Source organism: Pseudomonas fluorescens (assembly GCF_019212185.1).
Lineage (GTDB): Bacteria > Pseudomonadota > Gammaproteobacteria > Pseudomonadales > Pseudomonadaceae > Aquipseudomonas.
Window position 1 is genome coordinate 3,968,981 of sequence record NZ_CP078138.1, and the last position, 18,602, is coordinate 3,987,582.

Annotated in this window: 18 protein-coding genes; 14 read left to right on the plus strand and 4 right to left on the minus strand. The window is 62.8% G+C overall.

What is annotated here, in order from left to right; genetic code table 11:
• Positions 1 to 52 precede the first annotated feature (52 nt).
• Entirely contained in the window at positions 53 to 1,111 is a 1,059-nt protein-coding gene (locus tag KW062_RS17700; protein ID WP_027616332.1) for an aromatic ring-hydroxylating dioxygenase subunit alpha, read from the minus strand.
• Between the two features lie 256 nt (positions 1,112 to 1,367).
• Here KW062_RS17700 and KW062_RS17705 point away from each other — a divergent pair, with 256 nt between their 5' ends.
• Positions 1,368 to 2,714 (plus strand): MFS transporter, encoded by a 1,347-nt coding sequence (locus tag KW062_RS17705; protein WP_105754599.1) that lies wholly within the window; start codon positions 1,368 to 1,370, stop codon positions 2,712 to 2,714.
• A 139-nt stretch (positions 2,715 to 2,853) separates the two neighbouring features.
• Here the strand turns inward: KW062_RS17705 and KW062_RS17710 are convergent, their stop codons facing one another.
• Positions 2,854 to 4,434, minus strand: coding sequence for an EAL domain-containing protein (locus KW062_RS17710; RefSeq protein WP_105754600.1), 1,581 nt, complete (start codon positions 4,432 to 4,434; stop codon positions 2,854 to 2,856).
• 30 nt (positions 4,435 to 4,464) lie between these two features.
• Entirely contained in the window at positions 4,465 to 4,872 is a 408-nt protein-coding gene (locus KW062_RS17715) for a g-type lysozyme inhibitor (RefSeq protein WP_105754601.1), read from the minus strand.
• A gap of 165 nt (positions 4,873 to 5,037) precedes the next feature.
• On the opposite strand from KW062_RS17715, the gene KW062_RS17720 reads away from it, so the two are divergent.
• From KW062_RS17720 to KW062_RS17745, 6 genes are all read left to right on the plus strand, one after another.
• Positions 5,038 to 6,780: a response regulator gene (locus tag KW062_RS17720; RefSeq protein ID WP_105754602.1), complete on the plus strand. Its 1,743-nt coding sequence runs from the start codon at positions 5,038 to 5,040 to the stop codon at positions 6,778 to 6,780.
• A gap of 247 nt (positions 6,781 to 7,027) precedes the next feature.
• On the plus strand, positions 7,028 to 8,053 hold the full coding sequence (locus tag KW062_RS17725) for an ABC transporter substrate-binding protein (RefSeq protein WP_027616329.1): 1,026 nt from the start codon (positions 7,028 to 7,030) through the stop codon (positions 8,051 to 8,053).
• Positions 8,050 to 8,982, plus strand: coding sequence for an ABC transporter permease (locus KW062_RS17730; protein WP_027616328.1), 933 nt, complete (start codon positions 8,050 to 8,052; stop codon positions 8,980 to 8,982). Before KW062_RS17725 ends, KW062_RS17730 begins: the two co-directional genes overlap by 4 nt.
• Positions 8,983 to 8,988: 6 nt before the next feature.
• A complete protein-coding gene (locus KW062_RS17735; protein ID WP_027616327.1) occupies positions 8,989 to 9,798 on the plus strand; it encodes an ABC transporter permease in 810 nt (269 codons plus the stop codon).
• A gap of 17 nt (positions 9,799 to 9,815) precedes the next feature.
• A complete protein-coding gene (locus KW062_RS17740; RefSeq protein ID WP_105754604.1) occupies positions 9,816 to 10,970 on the plus strand; it encodes an ABC transporter ATP-binding protein in 1,155 nt (384 codons plus the stop codon).
• A gap of 284 nt (positions 10,971 to 11,254) precedes the next feature.
• Positions 11,255 to 11,440 carry a hypothetical protein gene (locus KW062_RS17745; protein WP_027616325.1) on the plus strand — a complete coding sequence of 62 codons (186 nt, stop codon included), beginning with the start codon at positions 11,255 to 11,257 and terminating at the stop codon, positions 11,438 to 11,440.
• Between the two features lie 35 nt (positions 11,441 to 11,475).
• Here KW062_RS17745 and KW062_RS17750 read toward each other — a convergent pair whose 3' ends face one another.
• Positions 11,476 to 12,027 (minus strand): cytochrome b, encoded by a 552-nt coding sequence (locus KW062_RS17750; protein ID WP_105754605.1) that lies wholly within the window; start codon positions 12,025 to 12,027, stop codon positions 11,476 to 11,478.
• Positions 12,028 to 12,231: 204 nt separating this feature from the next.
• Between KW062_RS17750 and KW062_RS17755 the strand changes: the two genes are divergently transcribed.
• Genes KW062_RS17755 through KW062_RS17785 form a run of 7 tightly spaced genes read left to right on the plus strand, consistent with a single transcriptional unit; the run spans position 12,232 to position 18,529 of the window.
• A complete protein-coding gene (locus KW062_RS17755) occupies positions 12,232 to 12,909 on the plus strand; it encodes a thermostable hemolysin (RefSeq protein WP_105754606.1) in 678 nt (225 codons plus the stop codon).
• Positions 12,899 to 14,380 (plus strand): AMP-binding protein, encoded by a 1,482-nt coding sequence (locus KW062_RS17760; RefSeq protein ID WP_027616322.1) that lies wholly within the window; start codon positions 12,899 to 12,901, stop codon positions 14,378 to 14,380. Before KW062_RS17755 ends, KW062_RS17760 begins: the two co-directional genes overlap by 11 nt.
• Positions 14,377 to 15,051 (plus strand): TenA family transcriptional regulator, encoded by a 675-nt coding sequence (locus KW062_RS17765; RefSeq protein ID WP_105754607.1) that lies wholly within the window; start codon positions 14,377 to 14,379, stop codon positions 15,049 to 15,051. The genes KW062_RS17760 and KW062_RS17765 overlap by 4 nt, the downstream gene beginning before the upstream one ends.
• Positions 15,038 to 15,847 carry an SDR family oxidoreductase gene (locus tag KW062_RS17770; RefSeq protein WP_027616320.1) on the plus strand — a complete coding sequence of 270 codons (810 nt, stop codon included), beginning with the start codon at positions 15,038 to 15,040 and terminating at the stop codon, positions 15,845 to 15,847. Before KW062_RS17765 ends, KW062_RS17770 begins: the two co-directional genes overlap by 14 nt.
• Entirely contained in the window at positions 15,844 to 16,488 is a 645-nt protein-coding gene (locus tag KW062_RS17775) for a tetratricopeptide repeat protein (protein ID WP_027616319.1), read from the plus strand. The genes KW062_RS17770 and KW062_RS17775 overlap by 4 nt, the downstream gene beginning before the upstream one ends.
• A gap of 11 nt (positions 16,489 to 16,499) precedes the next feature.
• Complete coding sequence (locus tag KW062_RS17780) at positions 16,500 to 17,162, plus strand: response regulator (RefSeq protein ID WP_027616318.1); 663 nt, start codon at positions 16,500 to 16,502, stop codon at positions 17,160 to 17,162.
• The gene (locus KW062_RS17785) at positions 17,159 to 18,529 is read left to right on the plus strand and encodes a sensor histidine kinase (RefSeq protein WP_105754608.1); all 1,371 of its coding nucleotides are present in this window, start codon (positions 17,159 to 17,161) and stop codon (positions 18,527 to 18,529) included. Before KW062_RS17780 ends, KW062_RS17785 begins: the two co-directional genes overlap by 4 nt.
• The last annotated feature ends 73 nt before the right edge of the window (positions 18,530 to 18,602 follow it).

The window sequence follows — 18,602 nt, forward strand, 5'->3', positions numbered from 1 at the left end:
CGCAGTGGCCGTAGACAAGATCAATGGGATTCACCGGGCCTGACGCTGCAGGCTAGTTGGCCGTGGCGATCAGCTCGACAGCCGGCGCGCGTTCGCGGGCGATGATGCGTTCCAGCACCCGTCGCGATTGCACGCCACCGGCATCGATATTGAGCTTGAGGAGGTTGCGCTGAGGGTTGGCCAGCAGGTTTTTTTGCTGCTGTTCGAGCATGTCCAGGTCTTCGCTGAAGATTTTGCCCTGGCCCTCGCGGATGGTCGCGGTCAGCGCATCGTCCTGCGGATTGAAATTGCGTGCCATGCCCCAGAAGTACCAGATCGAGGTCTCGGTTTCCGGGGTGATGAAGTCGACCACAATGCTCGACGCCTTATGCTGCGGCTCGGCGTGGTAGCCGCCCTTGCCGGCGTGAGCCACACCCACTTCGATCAACACGTGGCTGGGCGGACTGAAACGGCAGATCTGCCAGCGGTCCACCGGCACATCGTCGGCCAGGTTGTTGCCGCGCAGGGCCATGCGCCAGAACGGCGGCGCCATGATGTTTTCCATGTGCCGTGCAGTGACCACCTCGTCGCCCTCGACCGTGGTCACTGGCGCCACTTCATCGATCTCTTTCTGGCCGATGCTCGAGGCATGCACGTAGGTTTCGTGGGTGAGGTCCATCAGGTTGTCGATCATCAGGCGATAGTCGCAATTGATGTGGAACAGCCCGCCACCGTAGGCCCACTCGTCGCTGACCGCCCATTCCAGGTGATGGATCAGCGCCGGATCAGCCTGGTCCTGCTCGCCCGGCCAGACCCAGATGAAACCGTAGCGCTCGACCACCGCGTAGGTCTTGTTGCACGGAAAACCGCGCACGCGCTGGCCCGGCATTTCCACGGTCTTGCCGTCGCAGCCCATGACCAGGCCGTGGTAGCCACAGACCAGGTTGCCGTTCTCGACATAACCCAGCGACAGCGGCGCACCACGGTGTGGGCAGAAATCTTCGACGGCGGCCACCCGGCCTTCCTGACCGCGATAGAAAACGATTTTCTCACCACAGATCTGCCGGCCCAGGGGCTTGTCAGCGATCTCGTCGGGGGTGCAGGCGACATACCAAGTGTTCTTTGGATACATGGGACTCTCCGGGACAGGCTTGTTTTTATGGATCCATTTAAAGCGTTGAAACGGATTCAAGTCAAGGTATTTGCGCTTAAACTGGCTTTAGTGGATCCATTAAAGCTTTTTTAGTCTTTATCCAGGCCCACCATCCGGCGCCGACTGATTGTTGCAACCCGTCGGTATTGACTACGTAGGGGACAGTTTTGAACTGAACCGCTTCAGCGCCTGCCTCGATAATCGTTAGCTCACTGACGAACTGTCGAGGTCAAGCATGACGAGTACCACTGCGCAACAAGTAAGCCCCGCCACGCTAAGGCGAGTGATCGTGGCCGCGGGTATCGGCAATTTCGTCGAGTGGTTCGACTTTGCTGTCTACGGGTTTCTGGCCACCACCATCGCCCAGCAATTCTTCCCCAGCGGCGATCCCAGCGCGGCGCTGCTGAAGACCTTTGCGGTGTTCGCTGTAGCTTTTGCGTTTCGGCCTCTAGGCGGGATTTTCTTCGGCATGCTGGGTGACCGGATTGGTCGCAAGCGCACCCTGGCGATGACCATTCTGCTGATGGCGGCGGCAACCACCTTGATCGGTTTGCTGCCCACCTATGCCGCAATCGGTGTCGCGGCACCGATCCTGCTGTCGCTGATCCGTTGCGCCCAGGGCTTTTCCGCCGGCGGCGAGTACGCCGGGGCCTGTGCCTATCTGATGGAGCACGCGCCGAACGATAAACGCGCCTGGTACGGCAGCTTCATTCCGGTGTCGACCTTTTCCGCATTCGCTGCAGCCGCAGTGGTGGCCTACGCCCTCGAGGCGTCGTTATCCGCCGAAGCCATGGGCAGTTGGGGCTGGCGCCTGCCGTTCCTGATTGCCGCGCCCTTGGGTCTGGTGGGGCTTTACCTGCGCTGGAAACTGGATGAGACGCCGGCGTTCCAGGCGGTAACCGAAGAGCATGCCGTCGCCCACTCGCCGCTCAAGGAAACGTTGCGTAACCATGCTTGGGCAATGTGCTGCCTGGGCGCATTCGTCTCGCTCACGGCGTTATCGTTCTATATGTTCACCACCTACTTCGCGACCTACCTGCAAGTGGCCGGAGGCCTGAGTCGCGCAACGGCGTTGCTGGTGTCGCTGATTGCCTTGCTGTTTGCTGCCGCGATCTGCCCGCTGGCCGGGCTGTACTCGGACCGGGTCGGCCGCCGAATGACTGTCGTGACCGCCTGCGTCCTGTTGATCGTGGCGGTGTATCCGGCATTTATGCTGGCCAGCTCCGGCTCGTTCGCCGCATCGGTGGTCGGCGTCATGCTGCTGGCGGTCGGCGCGGTATTGTGCGGCGTGGTCACCGCCGCCCTGCTCTCGGAAACCTTCCCGACCCGCACCCGGTACACCGCCTCGGCCATCACCTACAACATGGCCTACACCCTCTTCGGCGGCACCGCGCCGCTGGTGGCGACCTGGCTGATCAGCACCAGCGGCAGCAACTTGTCGCCGGCGTTTTACTTGATTGCGATTGCCTTATTGGCATTGGCGGGTGGGTTGGCACTGCCGGAAACGTCGCGGATTTCCCTGCATGAGGTAGCGGGCGACCATAAAGGAACAGGCGCCAAGGCCAGGGTCGTCAACACCTGACCCGGCAGGTTGGGGGCCTATCCAGCCCCCCAACCGTTAACGTTTTCGTTGATATTTTGCGGATTTTCCGTCAACAGGAATGACAGGCCGATCGTCATGGATCGCAGCAGAACAACGCAATGGCAACACCTGTAGCCACTCACACGCCGATCACCTGTTCCTCGAATCCCAAGGGCTGCACTGCAGCCGTCAGGTACAACTGCTTGAAATGCTCGCAATCCATGGCCTTGGCGAACAGCCAGCCCTGGGCGTACTTGACGTGGTTGGCCCGCAGGTAGTCGAGTTGCTGCACGGTCTCGACGCCCTCGGCCACCAGGTCCAGATGCAGGGCACGGCCCATTTCGATGACGTGGGTGACCAGTGGCGCCGACTGTTGCGCCTGGCTGATGCGGTCGATAAAGGAGCGGTCGATCTTCAGCACATCGAGCGGCAATTGCTGCAGGTATTGCAGGCTCGAATAACCGGTGCCGAAGTCGTCCAGCGCCACGACGAAGCCGGCCTCGCGGGCCTGTTCGATGGTTCTGCTGGCCGCCGCCGGATCGATGAAGCTGCGCTCCGTGACCTCCAGCCAGATCTGCGCGGGCAGCACGTTGGCGTGCTGGATCTGCCGCTGCAGGATTGGCAGGAAGCGTCCGGAGCAGACATCCGTGGCAGCCAGGTTTATTGCGACATGCAGGGCTCGGTCACGCACCAGCAACGGCCCCAGGTCATCGATGATGGCGTGAATCAGTTGATCGGTGATCGGCTGGATCAGCCCGCTGGCCTCGGCCAAGGGGATGAACAGGTCCGGCGCGACGATCTCGCCGCCCGGTTTGCGCCAGCGAATCAGCGCTTCGGCGCCAATGCAGCGGCGGCTGGCGATGTCAAAAATCGGTTGGTAATAGACGATAAACTCCTGGCGACGCACCGCCCGCTCCAGCGCAGCCAGGGGCGACAGGCCACGGCGCCAGGCGCGTATCACCAGGGTCAGCAGCCCCGCCGCGCCGAGCAAGCCCAGGGGCAGCAGGTACAACTGGTTCCTCCAGAAGCTGCGTAGCAGGAATTCCCGAGGGATGGCCGCCAGTACGCTGAGGTTAGGCTGCGGGACCAGGGTGTAGAGGAATCCGTCCTTGAGGCCGTGAGTCGGGCCTTGGTGCACCAACGCCAGAAAGTGCGCGGTCGTCGAATCGGTTGGCCCCAGCAGGCGCCCCTGTTTGCTGGCGATGGCGACACGGATTCCATCATCGAGTGTCACCTCGCGAAACTGCTCGGGATCCACCAGCACATTGAACGCGGCGTACTGCAGGGCCAGCATCGGTTTCAGGCCCTCGCTCTCGGGCGGGGCATCGATGGACACCCTGACGCCGTCCTCGGTGATGAAATCGTGGGGCAACACCTGCGACCTGGGGGGCGTGGCGCCCCACGAGGTACAGGCAAACACATCTTCCTCGTAGCCCACCGATTCGACCGAAAAGCTGTTCATCGCGACGATGCGCATCTGCTCGATACCCTCCGGTGAACAGGGCTGCAGGTCAGTCAGGGCGACGTCCTTCAGGGCCCGGGAGGCCAGGTCCAGGGTCTGGCTGGCGCGCTGCGAAGCAATCTGCGCCAGCGTCACCAGGCGTTCCTGGGCCGCGAAAACCGTCAACCACCAACCGATCATGGTGCTGATTGCCAGCGGCACCAGCACGGCCAGCACACTGAGGAACATGCCGCGCAGTTTGACTCTGGAGCGTTTCATGGGACCTTCCTGGACCGCGGGATTGCCGGTCTACTTGACCTGGAATTCGATGCTGTAGGGCACCGCCGTACCTCGGCGCGCGGTGGCGCGAGGCTGATACACCTGCACGCTGTACTGCCCGGAGGCCGGCAGTTCGGCATTCCAGTCGCCGCCCACATAACCGCTGCCCAGCGCCGTCTCGGCACCTGGCTCACCGCCCGGGGCAAAGACATTGAAATTGGCGTTGTTGCTGCCACTGATGCGCACGCTCATGTGCTGCCCGGCCTTGGCGTCGAGGGTATAGCGCACGCTGTCGTAGCCGCTGAAGGTGCCCTTGAGTACGGCACTGGAGGCGCCCTTGGCGAAGTTCACCGGGACCGTGGTGACGTTGTCCCCGGCGAGCACCAGTGTGGAGACGGACGCCGCGAGGACCAGGGAAAGCAAGCGTGCAGGTTTCATGAGGTCGATTCCATTGGATGAGCACTAGTTGAAGTTCTGCGTGTTGTATTTTTCGCAACCGCCTGCGCCCTGACGAGGGAAAAATCAGTCAGTGCTTGTAGGAAAATGACTACACGAATCAAGCTGCCATGCTAAAAGTGATGGGCAACGTCTTGGAGTTGACTGATGGCACGGATTCTCATCGCAGACGAACACCCGATGACCCGGCTCGCGCTTCGCCTGCTGCTGCAGGAACAACTGCACAGCATCGTCGGCGAGGCACGCGACGGCCTTGAAGCCTTGAGTCTGGCCACCAGCCTGAGGCCTGACTTACTGATCATCGATCTCGATCTGTCCCGCATTACTGGTCTGGACGTCATCAGCCACCTGCGTGCGCGCGGTGTGCAACAGCCCATCCTCGGGTTCAGCACCCAGGACTCACGGCATTTCGTCAGCCGTTTCCTGCAGGCCGGCGCTTCCGGTTTCGTCAGCAAGCACCAGGAACCCGATGTGCTCAAGGAAGCCATCACCGTGCTGCTGCGTGGCCAGACTTACTTCTCCAGCGAACTGCTGGGCAGCGTCCACCGCAACAGCCTGCAAGAGAATGATGCCGAGCGCATCGCCACCCTTTCCAATCGCGAATTGAGTGTGCTCAGTCTGCTCGCCAGTGGGTACAGCAACCAGCAGATTGCCAACGAACTGACCATTGGCGAGAAATCGGTCAGCACCTATCGCGCACGATTGCGGGCCAAGCTCAACTTGCACAACATGCTCGACCTGTTCGATTTTGCCCGGCGCAACCGCCTTGCCGCGCCCGCCAGTCAGTTGCACGCGCCCGTTGCCGAACACAGCGAAGACACCGAGATGTGGCGCTCCATGGTGCAGAGCCTGCCTGCCGCCTTCTACGTACGGGATACCGAGGCGCGCCTGGTTTACGCCAATCCGGCGCACCTTGCGATGTACCACGCGCAACTGGAACAGATCCTCGGCACCCTGACCACCGAAGTTGATTGGTACAAGCCTGGCGACGCGCGCAACATGCTGCTGTTCCTGCAGCGCGCCATCGCCGAGGAGCGCGCCTTCGACAAAGACATCGAGCTGAGCATCCACGGCCAGCGCCGGGTCCTGCACCACTGGGGCACGCCGTACCGCGACGCGCAAGGCCAGATGCTCGGGATGATCTGCTGCAGCACCGATATCACCCGGCGCTACGAACAACTCGACGCCCTGCGCGCCCGAGCCGAAAGCGCGGAACTGGCCCAGCGGCAACTGCTGGAATTGCTCGACAGTGTCAGCCAGCAAATGACCGCGGGACTGGCGGAACTCGGGGCGGCCCTTGCGGCTGACGGCAGCCAACTGCCCTCCCAAGCCAGCGAACAGCTGCGAGATTTGCAAGGCCATCTGCAGCAGTTGCAGCGTGCACTGCACACACCGGAGCCTGCTGATCAGGCGACGATCACGACAGACCTCGTGGAACTGACCGTGCAGGTGTTGCGCGACTTGCGCGGGCGGGCGGAGCAAAAGCACATCAGCCTGTTCCTCGACAGCGACAACCTGTCCCGCTCCAGCGTCATGGCCGACCGCGCACGCCTGCATGAACTGTTGTGCCACCTTGGCCGCTATGCCATCGACCTGAGCCCGGCCGGCGAAGTGCGGCTGAGTCTCGCCTGCACCGCGAAGCAGACCCACCTCGGCGTGCGCATGACCTTTCGCGGCAGCCCCGTACCCAGCACCGAGCCGCAGCGCGCCTATTCCCTGACGGAACTCACCCGCGAGGCAAGCACGGCCGAGCAACCCCGCAATCGCCTCGACCTCAACCTCGCCCGCCACCTGGCCAGCCAACTGGGCGCCGAACTGCAGGTCACCCATCTGCCGGAACAAGGCCTGAGCGCTACCCTGCATTTGTTGTTGCCGATAGCGCCCGTGTAGGAGCGAGCTTGCTACGGGCGGCGTTGCGACGAAAAACCTGAGGGCGCCGCACGTATCCAGCCAGCCCAGGTAGCGAAAAAACCCATCCCAGCAGATAGCCGGTACGGCAAAACGCTTGCAAAAAGCTTGGTATACCATAATATGTCATTCCATAGGCCGAACAGTCGCAGCGACTCGACGGACCTTCTGCTCCCGATAGGCGGGCACTCAAAGCCCCGCTCATAAACACAACAATGAGGGCGTAAAAATGGTGTTGAACAAACGTGTCACCGCAGTGCTGTTCGCCGGCCTGCTGAGCGCGACCAGCCAAGCGTTGATGGCCGCTGAAAGCGTCAACTTCGTCAGCTGGGGCGGGAGTACCCAGGATGCGCAGAAGCAGGCCTGGGCCGACCCGTTCAGCAAGGCCAGCGGCATCACCGTGGTCCAGGACGGCCCGACCGACTACGGCAAACTCAAGGCCATGGTCGAAAGCGGCAACGTGCAGTGGGACGTGGTCGACGTTGAGGCCGACTTCGCCCTGCGCGCCGCCGCCGAAGGCCTGCTCGAACCCCTCGACTTCAACGTCATCGACCGCAGCAAGATCGACCCGCGTTTCGTCTCCGATCACGGCGTCGGCTCGTTCTTCTTTTCCTTCGTCCTCGGCTACAACGAAGGCAAGCTGGGCGCCAACAAGCCCCAGGACTGGACTGCGCTGTTCGACACCAAGACCTACCCCGGCAAACGCGCTCTCTACAAATGGCCCAGCCCCGGCGTGCTCGAGTTGGCGCTGCTGGCCGACGGCGTAGCGGCCGACAAGCTGTATCCGCTGGATCTGGATCGCGCCTTCAAGAAACTCGACACCATCAAAAAAGACATCGTCTGGTGGGGCGGCGGCGCGCAGTCGCAACAGCTGCTGGCCTCGGGCGAAGCGAGCATGGGCCAGTTCTGGAACGGCCGCATCCACGCCCTGCAAGAAGACGGCGCGCCGGTTGGCGTGAGCTGGAAACAGAACCTGGTCATGGCCGATATCCTGGTCATCCCCAAGGGCTCGAAAAACAAGGACGCGGCCATGAAGTTCCTGGCCAACGCCAGCAGCGCCAAGGGTCAGGCCGACTTCTCCAACCTCACCGCCTATGCGCCGGTCAACATCGACAGCGTGGCGCGCCTGGATTCGGTACTGGCGCCCAACCTGCCAACGGCCTACGCCAAGGACCAGATCACTCTTGATTTCGCGTACTGGGCCAAAAACGGCCAGGCCATCGCGACACGGTGGAACGAATGGCTGGTCAAATGAAAATGACGGTTCCTGCATCCCGTCCATCCACGTCTGCCGGGAGCGCCGCTGGCGCTGCCGGCCAGGCCTCTGCGATGAATCAATCACCGACCCTGGCCCAGCGCTGGCGCGGTTCTAGCAACCTGCTCCCGGCGCTGCTGTTCCTCGGCCTGTTCTTTCTCGCGCCACTGATCGGCCTGCTGCTGCGTGGCGTGCTGGAGCCGGTGCCGGGGCTGGGCAACTACGAGCAACTGTTCGCCAACTCGGCCTATGCCCGGGTCCTGCTCAACACCTTCTCGGTGGCCGGCCTGGTGACCATTTTCAGCCTGTTGCTGGGCTTTCCGCTGGCCTGGGCAATCACCCTGGTGCCCCGGGGCTGGGGACGCTGGATCCTCAACATCGTGCTGCTGTCGATGTGGACCAGCCTGCTGGCCCGCACCTATTCCTGGCTGGTGCTGCTGCAAGCCTCGGGAGTGATCAACAAGACCCTGATGGCCCTGGGCATCATCGATCAGCCGCTGGAAATGGTGCATAACCTGACCGGTGTGGTGATCGGCATGAGCTACATCATGATCCCGTTCATCGTGCTGCCGTTGCAGGCGACCATGCAGGCCATCGACCCGATGATCCTGCAGGCCGGTTCCATCTGCGGTGCCAGCCCCTGGACCAACTTCTTCCGGGTGTTCCTGCCGCTGTGCCGGCCGGGGCTATTTTCCGGCGGGCTGATGGTGTTCGTGATGTCCCTCGGTTACTACGTGACCCCGGCCCTGCTCGGCGGCGCGCAGAACATGATGCTGCCCGAGTTCATCATTCAGCAGGTGCAGTCGTTCCTCAACTGGGGCCTGGCCAGCGCCGGCGCCGCATTGCTGATCGTGATCACCCTGGTGCTGTTTTACTTCTACCTGAAGCTGCAACCGGAATCCCCGGTTGGCGCCAGTAACGCGAGGTAAGCCGTCATGCTCCTGACTCCCAATGCGATGAGCCGGCGGATGCGCTTCGGCCTATACGCCACCACCGGTTTGATCGGCCTGTTCCTGCTGCTGCCGATCGTGTTTATCGTCCTGCTGTCGTTCGGTTCCTCGCAATGGCTGGTGTTCCCGCCTCCGGGCTGGACCCTGAAATGGTACGGCCAGTTCTTCTCCAATGCCGACTGGATGAACGCCGCCATGGCGAGCCTCAAGGTGGCGCTGCTGACCACCTTCTTTGCGGTCGCCCTCGGCCTGCCGACCGCCTTCGCCCTGGTGCGCGGGCGCTTTCCCGGCCGGGAAATGCTCTACGGCCTGTTCACCCTGCCGATGATTGTGCCGCTGGTGATCATCGCCGTGGCGGTTTACGCGCTATTCCTAAAACTGGGGTACACCGGGACCATGTTCGCCTTTGTGGTCAGCCACGTGATCGTCGCGTTGCCATTCACCATTATCTCGATCATCAACTCGCTGAAGCTGTTCGACCAGTCGATCGAAGACGCCGCCGTCATCTGCGGCGCCTCGCGGTTGCAGGCGGTGTTCAAGGTGACCTTTCCGGCGATCCGCCCGGGCATGGTCGCCGGCGCCCTCTTCGCCTTCCTCGTGTCCTGGGATGAAGTGGTGCTCAGCGTAATGATGGCCAGCCCGACCCTGCAAACCCTTCCCGTGAAAATGTGGACCACCCTGCGCCAGGACCTGACCCCGGTGATCGCCGTCGCTTCGACGCTGCTGATCGGCCTTTCGGTATTGGTCATGGTGATCGCCGCCGCCCTTCGCCGGCGCAACGAAATCAGCGCCTGAGCGCAGAGGAGTACGACATGAGTGCAGTGATCAAAGACAGCGCCCAGCACAACGACCAGCCACTGGTCAGCCTGCGTAACCTGAACAAGCACTACGGCGACTTTGCCGCCGTGGACAATATCTCGCTGGACATCAAGGACGGTGAGTTCCTGACCTTCCTCGGCTCCAGTGGCTCGGGCAAAAGCACCACCCTGTCGATGCTCGCCGGCTTTGAAACGCCGAGCAGCGGCGAGATCCTGGTCAACGGCCAGTCGCTGGTCAACGTGCCACCGCACAAACGCGACATCGGCATGGTGTTCCAGCGTTACTCGCTGTTCCCCCATCTGTCGGTGCGCGACAACATCGCCTTCCCTTTGCAGATTCGCAAACTGGCGGCCGCTGAACGCGAGCGCCGGGTCGACGCGATGCTCAAGCTGGTGCAACTGGACAAATTTGCCCATCGCCGCCCTTCGCAACTGTCCGGCGGTCAGCAACAGCGGGTGGCCATCGCCCGTGCACTGGTCTACGAACCACGCATCCTGCTGATGGACGAACCCCTCGGCGCGCTGGACAAGAAACTTCGCGAAGACCTGCAGGACGAACTGCGCCAGCTGCACCGGCGCCTGGGCATCACCATCGTCTACGTGACCCACGACCAGGAAGAAGCCATGCGCCTGTCGCAACGCATCGCAATCTTCAGCCACGGCAAAATCGTCGGCCTGGGCAGCGGCTACGACCTGTACCAGAACCCACCGAACGCCTTTGTCGCCTCGTTCCTCGGCAACTCCAACTTCCTCCGGCTCAAGGCCCAGGGCAACGCGGCGGCCTCCTTCGAAGGCCAACCGCTGTCGATCCGCCTGACCGCCGGCCTGCAGACCGAGCAGGATGTCCTGCTGATGGTCCGCCCGGAAAAAGCCCTGGCCCTGAGCGTCGCCCAGGCCGCCGAAGAACCGCTGGCCGCCGGCTGGAACGAAGTCTCGGCGAAAGTGGTGGAAGTGTTGTTCCTCGGTGAAAGCCAGACCTGCAGCGTGGTGACGTCCGGCGGCACCTCGATGACCGTCAAGGCGCTGTCCGCTGCCGGCATGCCGCTCAAGGCCGGAGATCCGGTGCGGGTGCGCTGGGCCACGGCGGATGCCTGTGTGTACACCGAATGGGCGGAAAGCGATTTGAACAAGGCCGCTGGGGCGCATTGATTGTTTGCTGGCTGAGCGTTAGCCAAGTGTCACCCTCGGGTCATCGCAACGTCGGGTTGCGGTGGCCTTTTTTTTCGTGTGGTGGGTGCATTTTTGAACTGTAGGTGTTGCCCGGGCGGCGTTCCGTTGCTCGCGATGGCATTTTTCCGGTGTACATATTCAATCCCTGCAGTAACGCTCTACTGGAGGCGCTAGCCTGCTGGCGATGGTCGTTAACGATGACGCAGTTGTCCTGAATACGCGCGGCGGTCTCAGGCTCTTCGCGAGCAGGCTCGCTCCTACAGGTGCAGAAAATCGACGCCCTGGGCAAGCTCACCGGCGGCATCGCCCACGCCCTCAACCGCCAGCCCTCCCTTGACGATGGCATGCAGATGCTGGTCAAGCCGTTCCAGATCAGCGAACGGCTGGTCAAGGTCCGCGACGCCCTCGCTGAGGCCCGCAGTGCCGGTGCTGATCGAGCCGAGGGCTGACTCGCGGCTGGGGGATCCCGGCGTAACCGCTTGGTTCAATAGCGGTGACGCTGAAGCAGCATCCGGCTCAAGGTGTTGTCACGCACCCAATAGTGATGAAACAGGCCCGCCGCTGCGTGCAGGCCGATCAGCCAATAACCGCTGCTGCCCAGCAGTTCATGCCAGTACTTGAGGCGCTTGGCCAGGTCCGGATCGACGCCCACCGGCGCTGGCAGGTGGAAGCCGAAGTAGGGAAACCCTTTGTCGCCAGCGGCCAGCATCAGCCATGCAAGGATTGGCGTGGCGATCATCAGCCCGTACAGCGCCAGGTGCATCAGATGGGAGAGACCGGTTTGCCAGGCGCGCGGCTTCGGGATGATCGGCGGGCGCGGGGTCAGGCGGCCGAGCAAACGCAGCCACACCAGGGCAAAGATACTCAGGCCGAACAAGCCATGAAAACCCATCAGCAAACTCCGTGCGCTGCTGCCTCTGGGCAGCATGCCTTTGAGCTCGACGCTGGCATAGACGCCGACGAACAGCGCGAGCATCAGCCAGTGCAGGATGATCGACAGGTTTGCATAACGGGTGACGGCGGCGTTGCGGGTCATAAGCGCCTCGTGATGGGGTGAGCGACGGCCTCGTGATTCGGCCGTCTCGAATCGGTTGCAGGACAACCCGACGGTGCCACCCTGCCCTGACTGCCTTAAGCCAATCTGAAGACGGTCAAATCATTAACCTTTTTTCACCTTCAGACTTCGTTAAGAAAGGGACCGGATACTCCGCTCAAACCTATTGAGGGAGGCGTCCTGCCCATGCCCGATCCTGACTGGAACCTATCCCTGCCCCTGCACTTCGGCGAGGCCGAAACACCGCAGATGAGCCTATCCGGTGCTGTGGCCGGCGATCCGCAGCGAGCGCTGTTCGAGGCCTTCATCCAACAGCGCTTTCGCAAGGCGCATGGCGCCGATATCCGGCAGTTCATGCCTGAGTTGTTCGGCGTGCAAAACAGCAGCGGCCAGCTGTGCGCGGTTGCCGGCGTACGTCGGGCGCATCTTGAATCGCTGTTTCTCGAGCGCTACCTGGACGATCCCATCGAACCTCTGATCAGTGCCACCGCCGAACGTCCCGTGCCACGACAGGACATCGTCGAAGTCGGCAACCTCGCCGCCAGCGACACCGGCAGCGCACGCCTGAGCATCATCGCCATCACCTACCTGCTCGCCATGGGCGGCCTGGAATGGGTGACGTTTACCGGCAACATCGGTCTGGTCAACAGCTTTCATCGCCTGGGCCTGAAGCCGGTCACGCTGTGCGCCGCCGACCCGGAGCGCCTTGGTGAAGATCGCCACCACTGGGGCAGTTACTACGAGAGCAAACCCTGGGTACACGTCGGCAACATCCGCGCCGGCTTCATCCATTTACGCAACATTGGACTGTTCACCCGGCTGGGATTGCCAACTTCGCTTGAAGGGGCCTTCCATGTCGCTTGAACTGCAACGCTTCCAGGAAACCTTGCGCGACCACGCCGGGCGCAACGACGGCCGTGTCGCCCTTTGGGGCGACACACTGAAAATCGACTACACCACGCTCTACGCCGAATTGCTCTATCGCCAGGAGCGTTTGCGCGATGAGCAGGTGCAGGTCATCGCCCTCGCGCTGGATAACGGCGTCGAAGCGATGCTCTGGGACCTGGCGATCCTGTTCGAGGGCCTGACCTGCGTCAGCCTGCCACCGTTTTTCAGTGCGGCGCAGCGGGCCCATTGCCTTGAGCAGAGCCAGGCCGAACGGGTGATTGCCGAGCCGCACCTGCACGCCGAACTGTCGGCTGCCGGCTACGAGGCACGGGGGGAATTCTGGTGTCGCGCCTTCACCGGAGCCAGCCTCCTGCCCGCCGGCACCGCCAAACTGACCTTCACCTCCGGCACCACCGGCACCCCCAAAGGCGTGTGCCTGAGCGCCGACAGCCTGCTACGGGTCGCGCGGGAGCTGGAGCAAGCCAGTCACGCCAAGGCTCCACAGCACCATGTGGCGCTGCTGCCGCTGGCGATTTTGCTGGAGAATCTTGGCTGTTACGCGGCGCTGTACGCTGCGGCGACACTGAGCCTGCCGAGTCAGAAAACCCTTGGCCTGCAGGGCGCCAGTGGCGTCGATGCGCCGCGCTTGCTTGGCTATCTGGCCAGCCGTCAGCCCGAAAGCCTGATTCTGGTGCCGCAGTTGCTGTTGCTGCTGGTCAGTGCCGCCGAACAGCGCGCCTTCAATCCGCACACCCTGCGTTTTGCCGCCGTGGGTGGTGCGCGGGTGGCCGAGGACTTGCTGCGCCGCGCGCAACGGGTCGGCATTGCGGTTTATGAAGGCTATGGCTTGTCCGAGTGCGCGTCGGTGGTCTGCCTCAACCGCCCCGACGCCGAACGTCCGGGCAGCGTCGGCCGACCGCTGCCCCATGTCGAAGTGCGCCTGGCCGAGGACGGCGAAGTGTTGATCAAGGGCTCGCTGCTGCTCGGTTATCTGGGTGAGCCGCTGGCCGGCGAAGACTGGTGGCCGAGCGGTGATCTGGGCGAGTTCGATGCTGACGGTTTTCTCTACCTGAAGGGCCGCAAGAAACATCAGTTCGTCACCAGTTACGGGCGCAACGTCAACCCGGAATGGGTCGAGTCGGAGCTGACCCAGCGCAGCCTCATCGCCCAGGCGTTCGTCCATGGCGAAGCCCTGCCGCGCAACCACGCCCTGCTTTGGCCGCATCGTGCGGAGTGCACCGATGCCGAACTGGCAGCCGCCGTGGCCGAGGCCAATGCAGCCTTGCCCGATTACGCCCAGGTCCATCACTGGACACGTTTGCCACACCCCTTCAGCGCCGCCAACGGTTTGCTGACTGCCAACGGACGCCCGCGTCGCGAGGCCATTCTCGCGTTGTACCGCGAGCATCTGACCGAATCCGCCCTTTACGAGGAATCCCCATCATGAGTTTTTTCGACACCCTGCAAGAATCCACCCAGCAGGAACGCCATGAGTTGTTCAATCTGCCGATCATCCGCGATGCCCTGCAAGGCGAGGTCAGCCTGGAGAGTTATCGGGCATTTCTCGCTCAGGCCTACTACCACGTGCGCCACACCGTGCCCCTGATGATGGCCTGTGGCGCACGCCTGCCGACTCGCCTGGAGTGGCTGCGCAAGGCGGTGTGCGAGTACATCGAGGACGAGTATGGCCATGAACAGTGGGTACTCAATGATATCGCCGCCTGTGGCGGTGATCGCGACGCCGTTCAGGACGGCCAGCCGTCGCTGCCGATCGAACTGATGGTCAGTTTTCTATACGACCAGATCGCCCGGGGTAACCCGGTGGGACTGTTCGGCATGGTCAACGTGCTCGAGGGCACCAGTATCGCCCTGGCTACCCACGCGGCGGGCAGCATTCGCGAACGCCTGGCGCTGCCGGAAAGCGCCTTCAGCTACCTCAATTCCCACGGTTCGCTGGACATCGAACACATGCACACCTACCGCCGTCTGATGAACACACTGCAGGATCCGGACGACCAGGCGGCGGTGATCCACGCCTCGAAAGTCGTCTATCGCCTCTACAGCGATATGTTCCGTGGCCTGCCGCGCGACGTGGAGACTCAGCATGCAGCTGCATGACGCCCGCGTGGTATTGACCGGCGCCAGTGGCGGCATCGGCCTGGCCATCGCCCACGCCCTGTGCGCGTCAGGTGCGCAGGTGCTGGCCGTCGCCCGACATCCGCAAGCGCTGCTGCCGATGCTCAAGCGCTACCCGCAGCATCTGCGCTGGGTCGCCGCCGACCTGACCGTCGAAAACGATCGGCGCAACGTGCTGGCCGCCGCGCAAGCTGTCGGCGGCATCAACCTGCTGATCAACGCCGCCGGAGTCAATCACTTCGCCATGCTCGAACAGCTCGATGACAGCGAGATCAACGCCATGCTGGCGGTCAACATCAGCGCCCCGATCTGCCTGACCCGGCTGCTGCTGCCACTGCTCAAGCAGGCCGACAGCGCGATGGTGGTCAATGTCGGCTCCACCTATGGCTCGATCGGCTACCCCGGTTATGCCAGCTATTGCGCCAGCAAATTTGCCTTGCGCGGGTTTTCTGAAGCCTTGCGCCGGGAGCTGGCGGACACTCGCGTCAGCGTCCTGTACGTCGCCCCGCGCGCGACGCGCACCTCGATGAACAGCGCCGCCGCACAAGCCCTCAACGATGCGCTCAAAGCCAACGTCGACGATCCGCAAGCCGTCGCGCAGGCGGTGGTACATGCCATTGCTGGCGATCGACGCGAGCTTTACCTGGGCTGGCCGGAACGATTTTTCGTGCGCCTCAACAGCCTGTTGCCCAACCTGGTGGATCGCGGCCTGCGCAAGCAATTGCCGTTGATCCGTCGCCTGAGTGAAAAACCCGAAAACGAGCGGCCAAAATCATGAAAAAAATCCTCGCATGCCTGCTGCTGGGTGCTATCAGCCAAAGTGGCTGGGCCCTGGACAGCGCCGATCAACAACGCTTGGGCAGCATCCAGCAGAGTTGGGCGCACATCCAGTATGAAACCCCGGAAAAACAGCGCGCCGCAGCCTTCGAGCAACTGGCGAGCCAAGCCTCGACCTTCACCACCGAGCGTCCGTCCGTGGCCGAGGCCTGGATCTGGAAAGGCATCGTCACCAGCAGCTGGGCCGGTGCCGAAGGCGGTCTCGGCGCGCTGGGCAAGGCCAAGCAGGCCAAGGCCGATCTGGAAAAATCCCTGACCCTCGACCCCAAGGCCCTGCAAGGCTCAGCCTATACCAGCCTCGCCGCGCTGTATGATCGGGTGCCAGGCTGGCCGATCGGCTTCGGTGACAGCGACAAGGCCGAGCAACTGCTGAAACAGGCGCTGCAACTCAATCCCGATGGCATCGACAGCCTGTACTTCTGGGGCGATCACCTGTTTCGTCAGAAACGCTACGCTGAAGCCAAGGCCGCGCTGACCAAAGCCCTGCAAGCTGCGCCCAGACCGGACCGGGAAAGTGCTGACGCCGGGCGGCGCAAAGAAATTGCCAGCTTGCTGGTGGACGTGAACAAGAAACTCGAATGACAGGAGTCTCCGTGCGTTTACTACTGATTGAGGATGATCTCGCGCTGGGTGAAGGCATTCACCAGGCGCTGGGCCGCGAGGGTTATACCGTCGACTGGCTGAAGGACGGCAGCAGCGCGTTGCATGCATTGCTCAGCGAAACCTTCGATCTGGCGGTACTGGATCTGGGCCTGCCACGCATGGATGGACTTGAAGTCCTGCGCCGCCTGCGTGACAGCGGCGCCACCCTGCCGGTGCTGATCCTCACCGCCCGCGATGCCACGGAGGACCGCATCGCCGGGCTCGATGCCGGAGCGGACGATTACCTGGTCAAACCCTTTGATCTGGCGGAACTCAAGGCGCGTTTGCGGGCACTGCTACGGCGCAGTGCCGGACGTGCGCAAAGCGTGATCGAGCACGCGGGCATCTGTTTGAATCCCGGCACCCAACAGGTCAGCTATCGCGGCCAGCCCGTGGCGCTGACCCCCAAGGAATATCAACTGCTGCACGAACTGCTGTCGCCACCCGGGCGGGTGATGACTCGCGATCAGCTGATGCAACTGCTCTACGGCTGGAGCGAAGAAGCCGAAAGCAACACGCTGGAAGTGCATATCCATCACCTGCGCAAGAAATTCTCCACCGATCTGATCCGCACCATTCGCGGTGTGGGTTATCTGGTGGAGGAACGCCAATGACCTCGATCCGCCGACGTACGCTGACCCTGATCATCGGCTTGCTGCTGGCCGGGCTGGCGGTGCTCAGCGTGTTCAACGTCCACGACAGCAATCACGAGATCGCCGAAGTCTACGACGCCCAACTGGCGCAGAACGCCCGATTGCTGCAAGGGGTGATGCGCATGCCTTTGGCGGGCCAACAACACGCCGACCTGTACCGAGCCTTCAACGCGGCCCTGGGGGAAGCGGTACCGCACGGCGACGGCCATCCTTACGAGCGCAAGATTGCCTTTCAGGTCTGGGACCCGGCAGGCAACGTATTGGTCCATACCGCCAGCGCGCCGTCCTTCGCTACACCGCCGGGCATCCCGGGGTTCAGCGACGTGGTGGACCTGAACAACCGGCATTGGCGCGCCTTTATGCTCCAGGACCAGGACAATGGCTTGCGCATCTGGGTCGGCGAGCGCGATGACGTGCGGGCCGATCTGGTGGACCGCATCGTCCGCCACACCCTGTGGCCCAACGTGATAGGCAGTCTGCTGTTGGCGGCCATGGTCTGGTTTGCCATTGGCTGGGGCCTCAAGCCGCTGGCCGACATGGCCGCGACCCTGCGCGCCCGACACAGCGGCTCGCTCGAGCCGCTGCAACTGGTCCCGCTACCCAGCGAACTGGAACCGATGCAGGCGGCCCTCAACCGCATGCTCGCGCAGATTCAGGAGGTGCTCGGTCGCGAGCGCCGCTTCATCGCCGATGCCGCCCATGAAATGCGCACGCCGCTGGCGGTGCTGCGGGTCCACGCACAAAACCTGCAGGAGGCCGGCACCGAAGCGCAGCGCCTTGAGTCGCTGGCGTTTCTGATCGCCGGGGTCGACCGCACCAGTCGCCTGGTCAATCAATTGCTGACCATGGCCCGTCTCGAGCCCAAGCCCGGCGCCAGCGCCATGCCCAGCATCGACCTCGGCGAAACCGTGCGCAACAGCCTGGTGCAACTGGCGCCGTGGCTATTGAGTAAAAACCTGGAACTGGCCTTCGAGGAAACCGAGCACTCGATTCAGGTGTCCGCCAGCCGCGCCGCCATCGAGATCGCCCTGGGCAACCTGATCACCAATGCCGCCAACTTCTCCCCGGACAACGGCGTCATCACCGTGAAGCTGGAACAGGCCGAGGGCTTTTGTCATCTGAGTGTCGAAGACCAGGGGCCAGGCATTGACGAAGCGGATCGCGAGCGATTGTTCGAGCGCTTTTACAGCCGTGGTAATGCCCAGGGAGCAGGACTGGGACTGACCATCGTCAACACCATCGCGACGCAGTTGGGCGGGCGCATTACCTTGGTCAATCGTGCCGAAGGTGGCTTGCGGGCGACGTTGTCGATTCCAAGCCAATTTTGAGCCCCTGATCATCACGAACTGCGACCACGCACCCCCTACTGAAACGGCGGCCCCTGTCCGGGCCGCCCTGTTC

Bases quoted from the DNA above. Each gene is read 5' to 3' on its own strand.
- KW062_RS17710 (WP_105754600.1), bottom strand. From the start codon at position 4,434: ATGAAACGCTCCAGAGTCAAACTGCGCGGCATGTTCCTCAGTGTGCTG.
- KW062_RS17765 (WP_105754607.1), top strand. From the start codon at position 14,377: ATGAGTTTTTTCGACACCCTGCAAGAATCCACCCAGCAGGAACGCCAT.
- KW062_RS17760 (WP_027616322.1), top strand. From the start codon at position 12,899: ATGTCGCTTGAACTGCAACGCTTCCAGGAAACCTTGCGCGACCACGCC.
- KW062_RS17700 (WP_027616332.1), bottom strand. From the start codon at position 1,111: ATGTATCCAAAGAACACTTGGTATGTCGCCTGCACCCCCGACGAGATC.
- KW062_RS17725 (WP_027616329.1), top strand. From the start codon at position 7,028: ATGGTGTTGAACAAACGTGTCACCGCAGTGCTGTTCGCCGGCCTGCTG.
- KW062_RS17735 (WP_027616327.1), top strand. From the start codon at position 8,989: ATGCTCCTGACTCCCAATGCGATGAGCCGGCGGATGCGCTTCGGCCTA.
- KW062_RS17755 (WP_105754606.1), top strand. From the start codon at position 12,232: ATGCCCGATCCTGACTGGAACCTATCCCTGCCCCTGCACTTCGGCGAG.
- KW062_RS17720 (WP_105754602.1), top strand. From the start codon at position 5,038: ATGGCACGGATTCTCATCGCAGACGAACACCCGATGACCCGGCTCGCG.
- KW062_RS17740 (WP_105754604.1), top strand. From the start codon at position 9,816: ATGAGTGCAGTGATCAAAGACAGCGCCCAGCACAACGACCAGCCACTG.
- KW062_RS17730 (WP_027616328.1), top strand. From the start codon at position 8,050: ATGAAAATGACGGTTCCTGCATCCCGTCCATCCACGTCTGCCGGGAGC.
- KW062_RS17705 (WP_105754599.1), top strand. From the start codon at position 1,368: ATGACGAGTACCACTGCGCAACAAGTAAGCCCCGCCACGCTAAGGCGA.
- KW062_RS17715 (WP_105754601.1), bottom strand. From the start codon at position 4,872: ATGAAACCTGCACGCTTGCTTTCCCTGGTCCTCGCGGCGTCCGTCTCC.
- KW062_RS17750 (WP_105754605.1), bottom strand. From the start codon at position 12,027: ATGACCCGCAACGCCGCCGTCACCCGTTATGCAAACCTGTCGATCATC.
- KW062_RS17770 (WP_027616320.1), top strand. From the start codon at position 15,038: ATGCAGCTGCATGACGCCCGCGTGGTATTGACCGGCGCCAGTGGCGGC.
- KW062_RS17785 (WP_105754608.1), top strand. From the start codon at position 17,159: ATGACCTCGATCCGCCGACGTACGCTGACCCTGATCATCGGCTTGCTG.
- KW062_RS17775 (WP_027616319.1), top strand. From the start codon at position 15,844: ATGAAAAAAATCCTCGCATGCCTGCTGCTGGGTGCTATCAGCCAAAGT.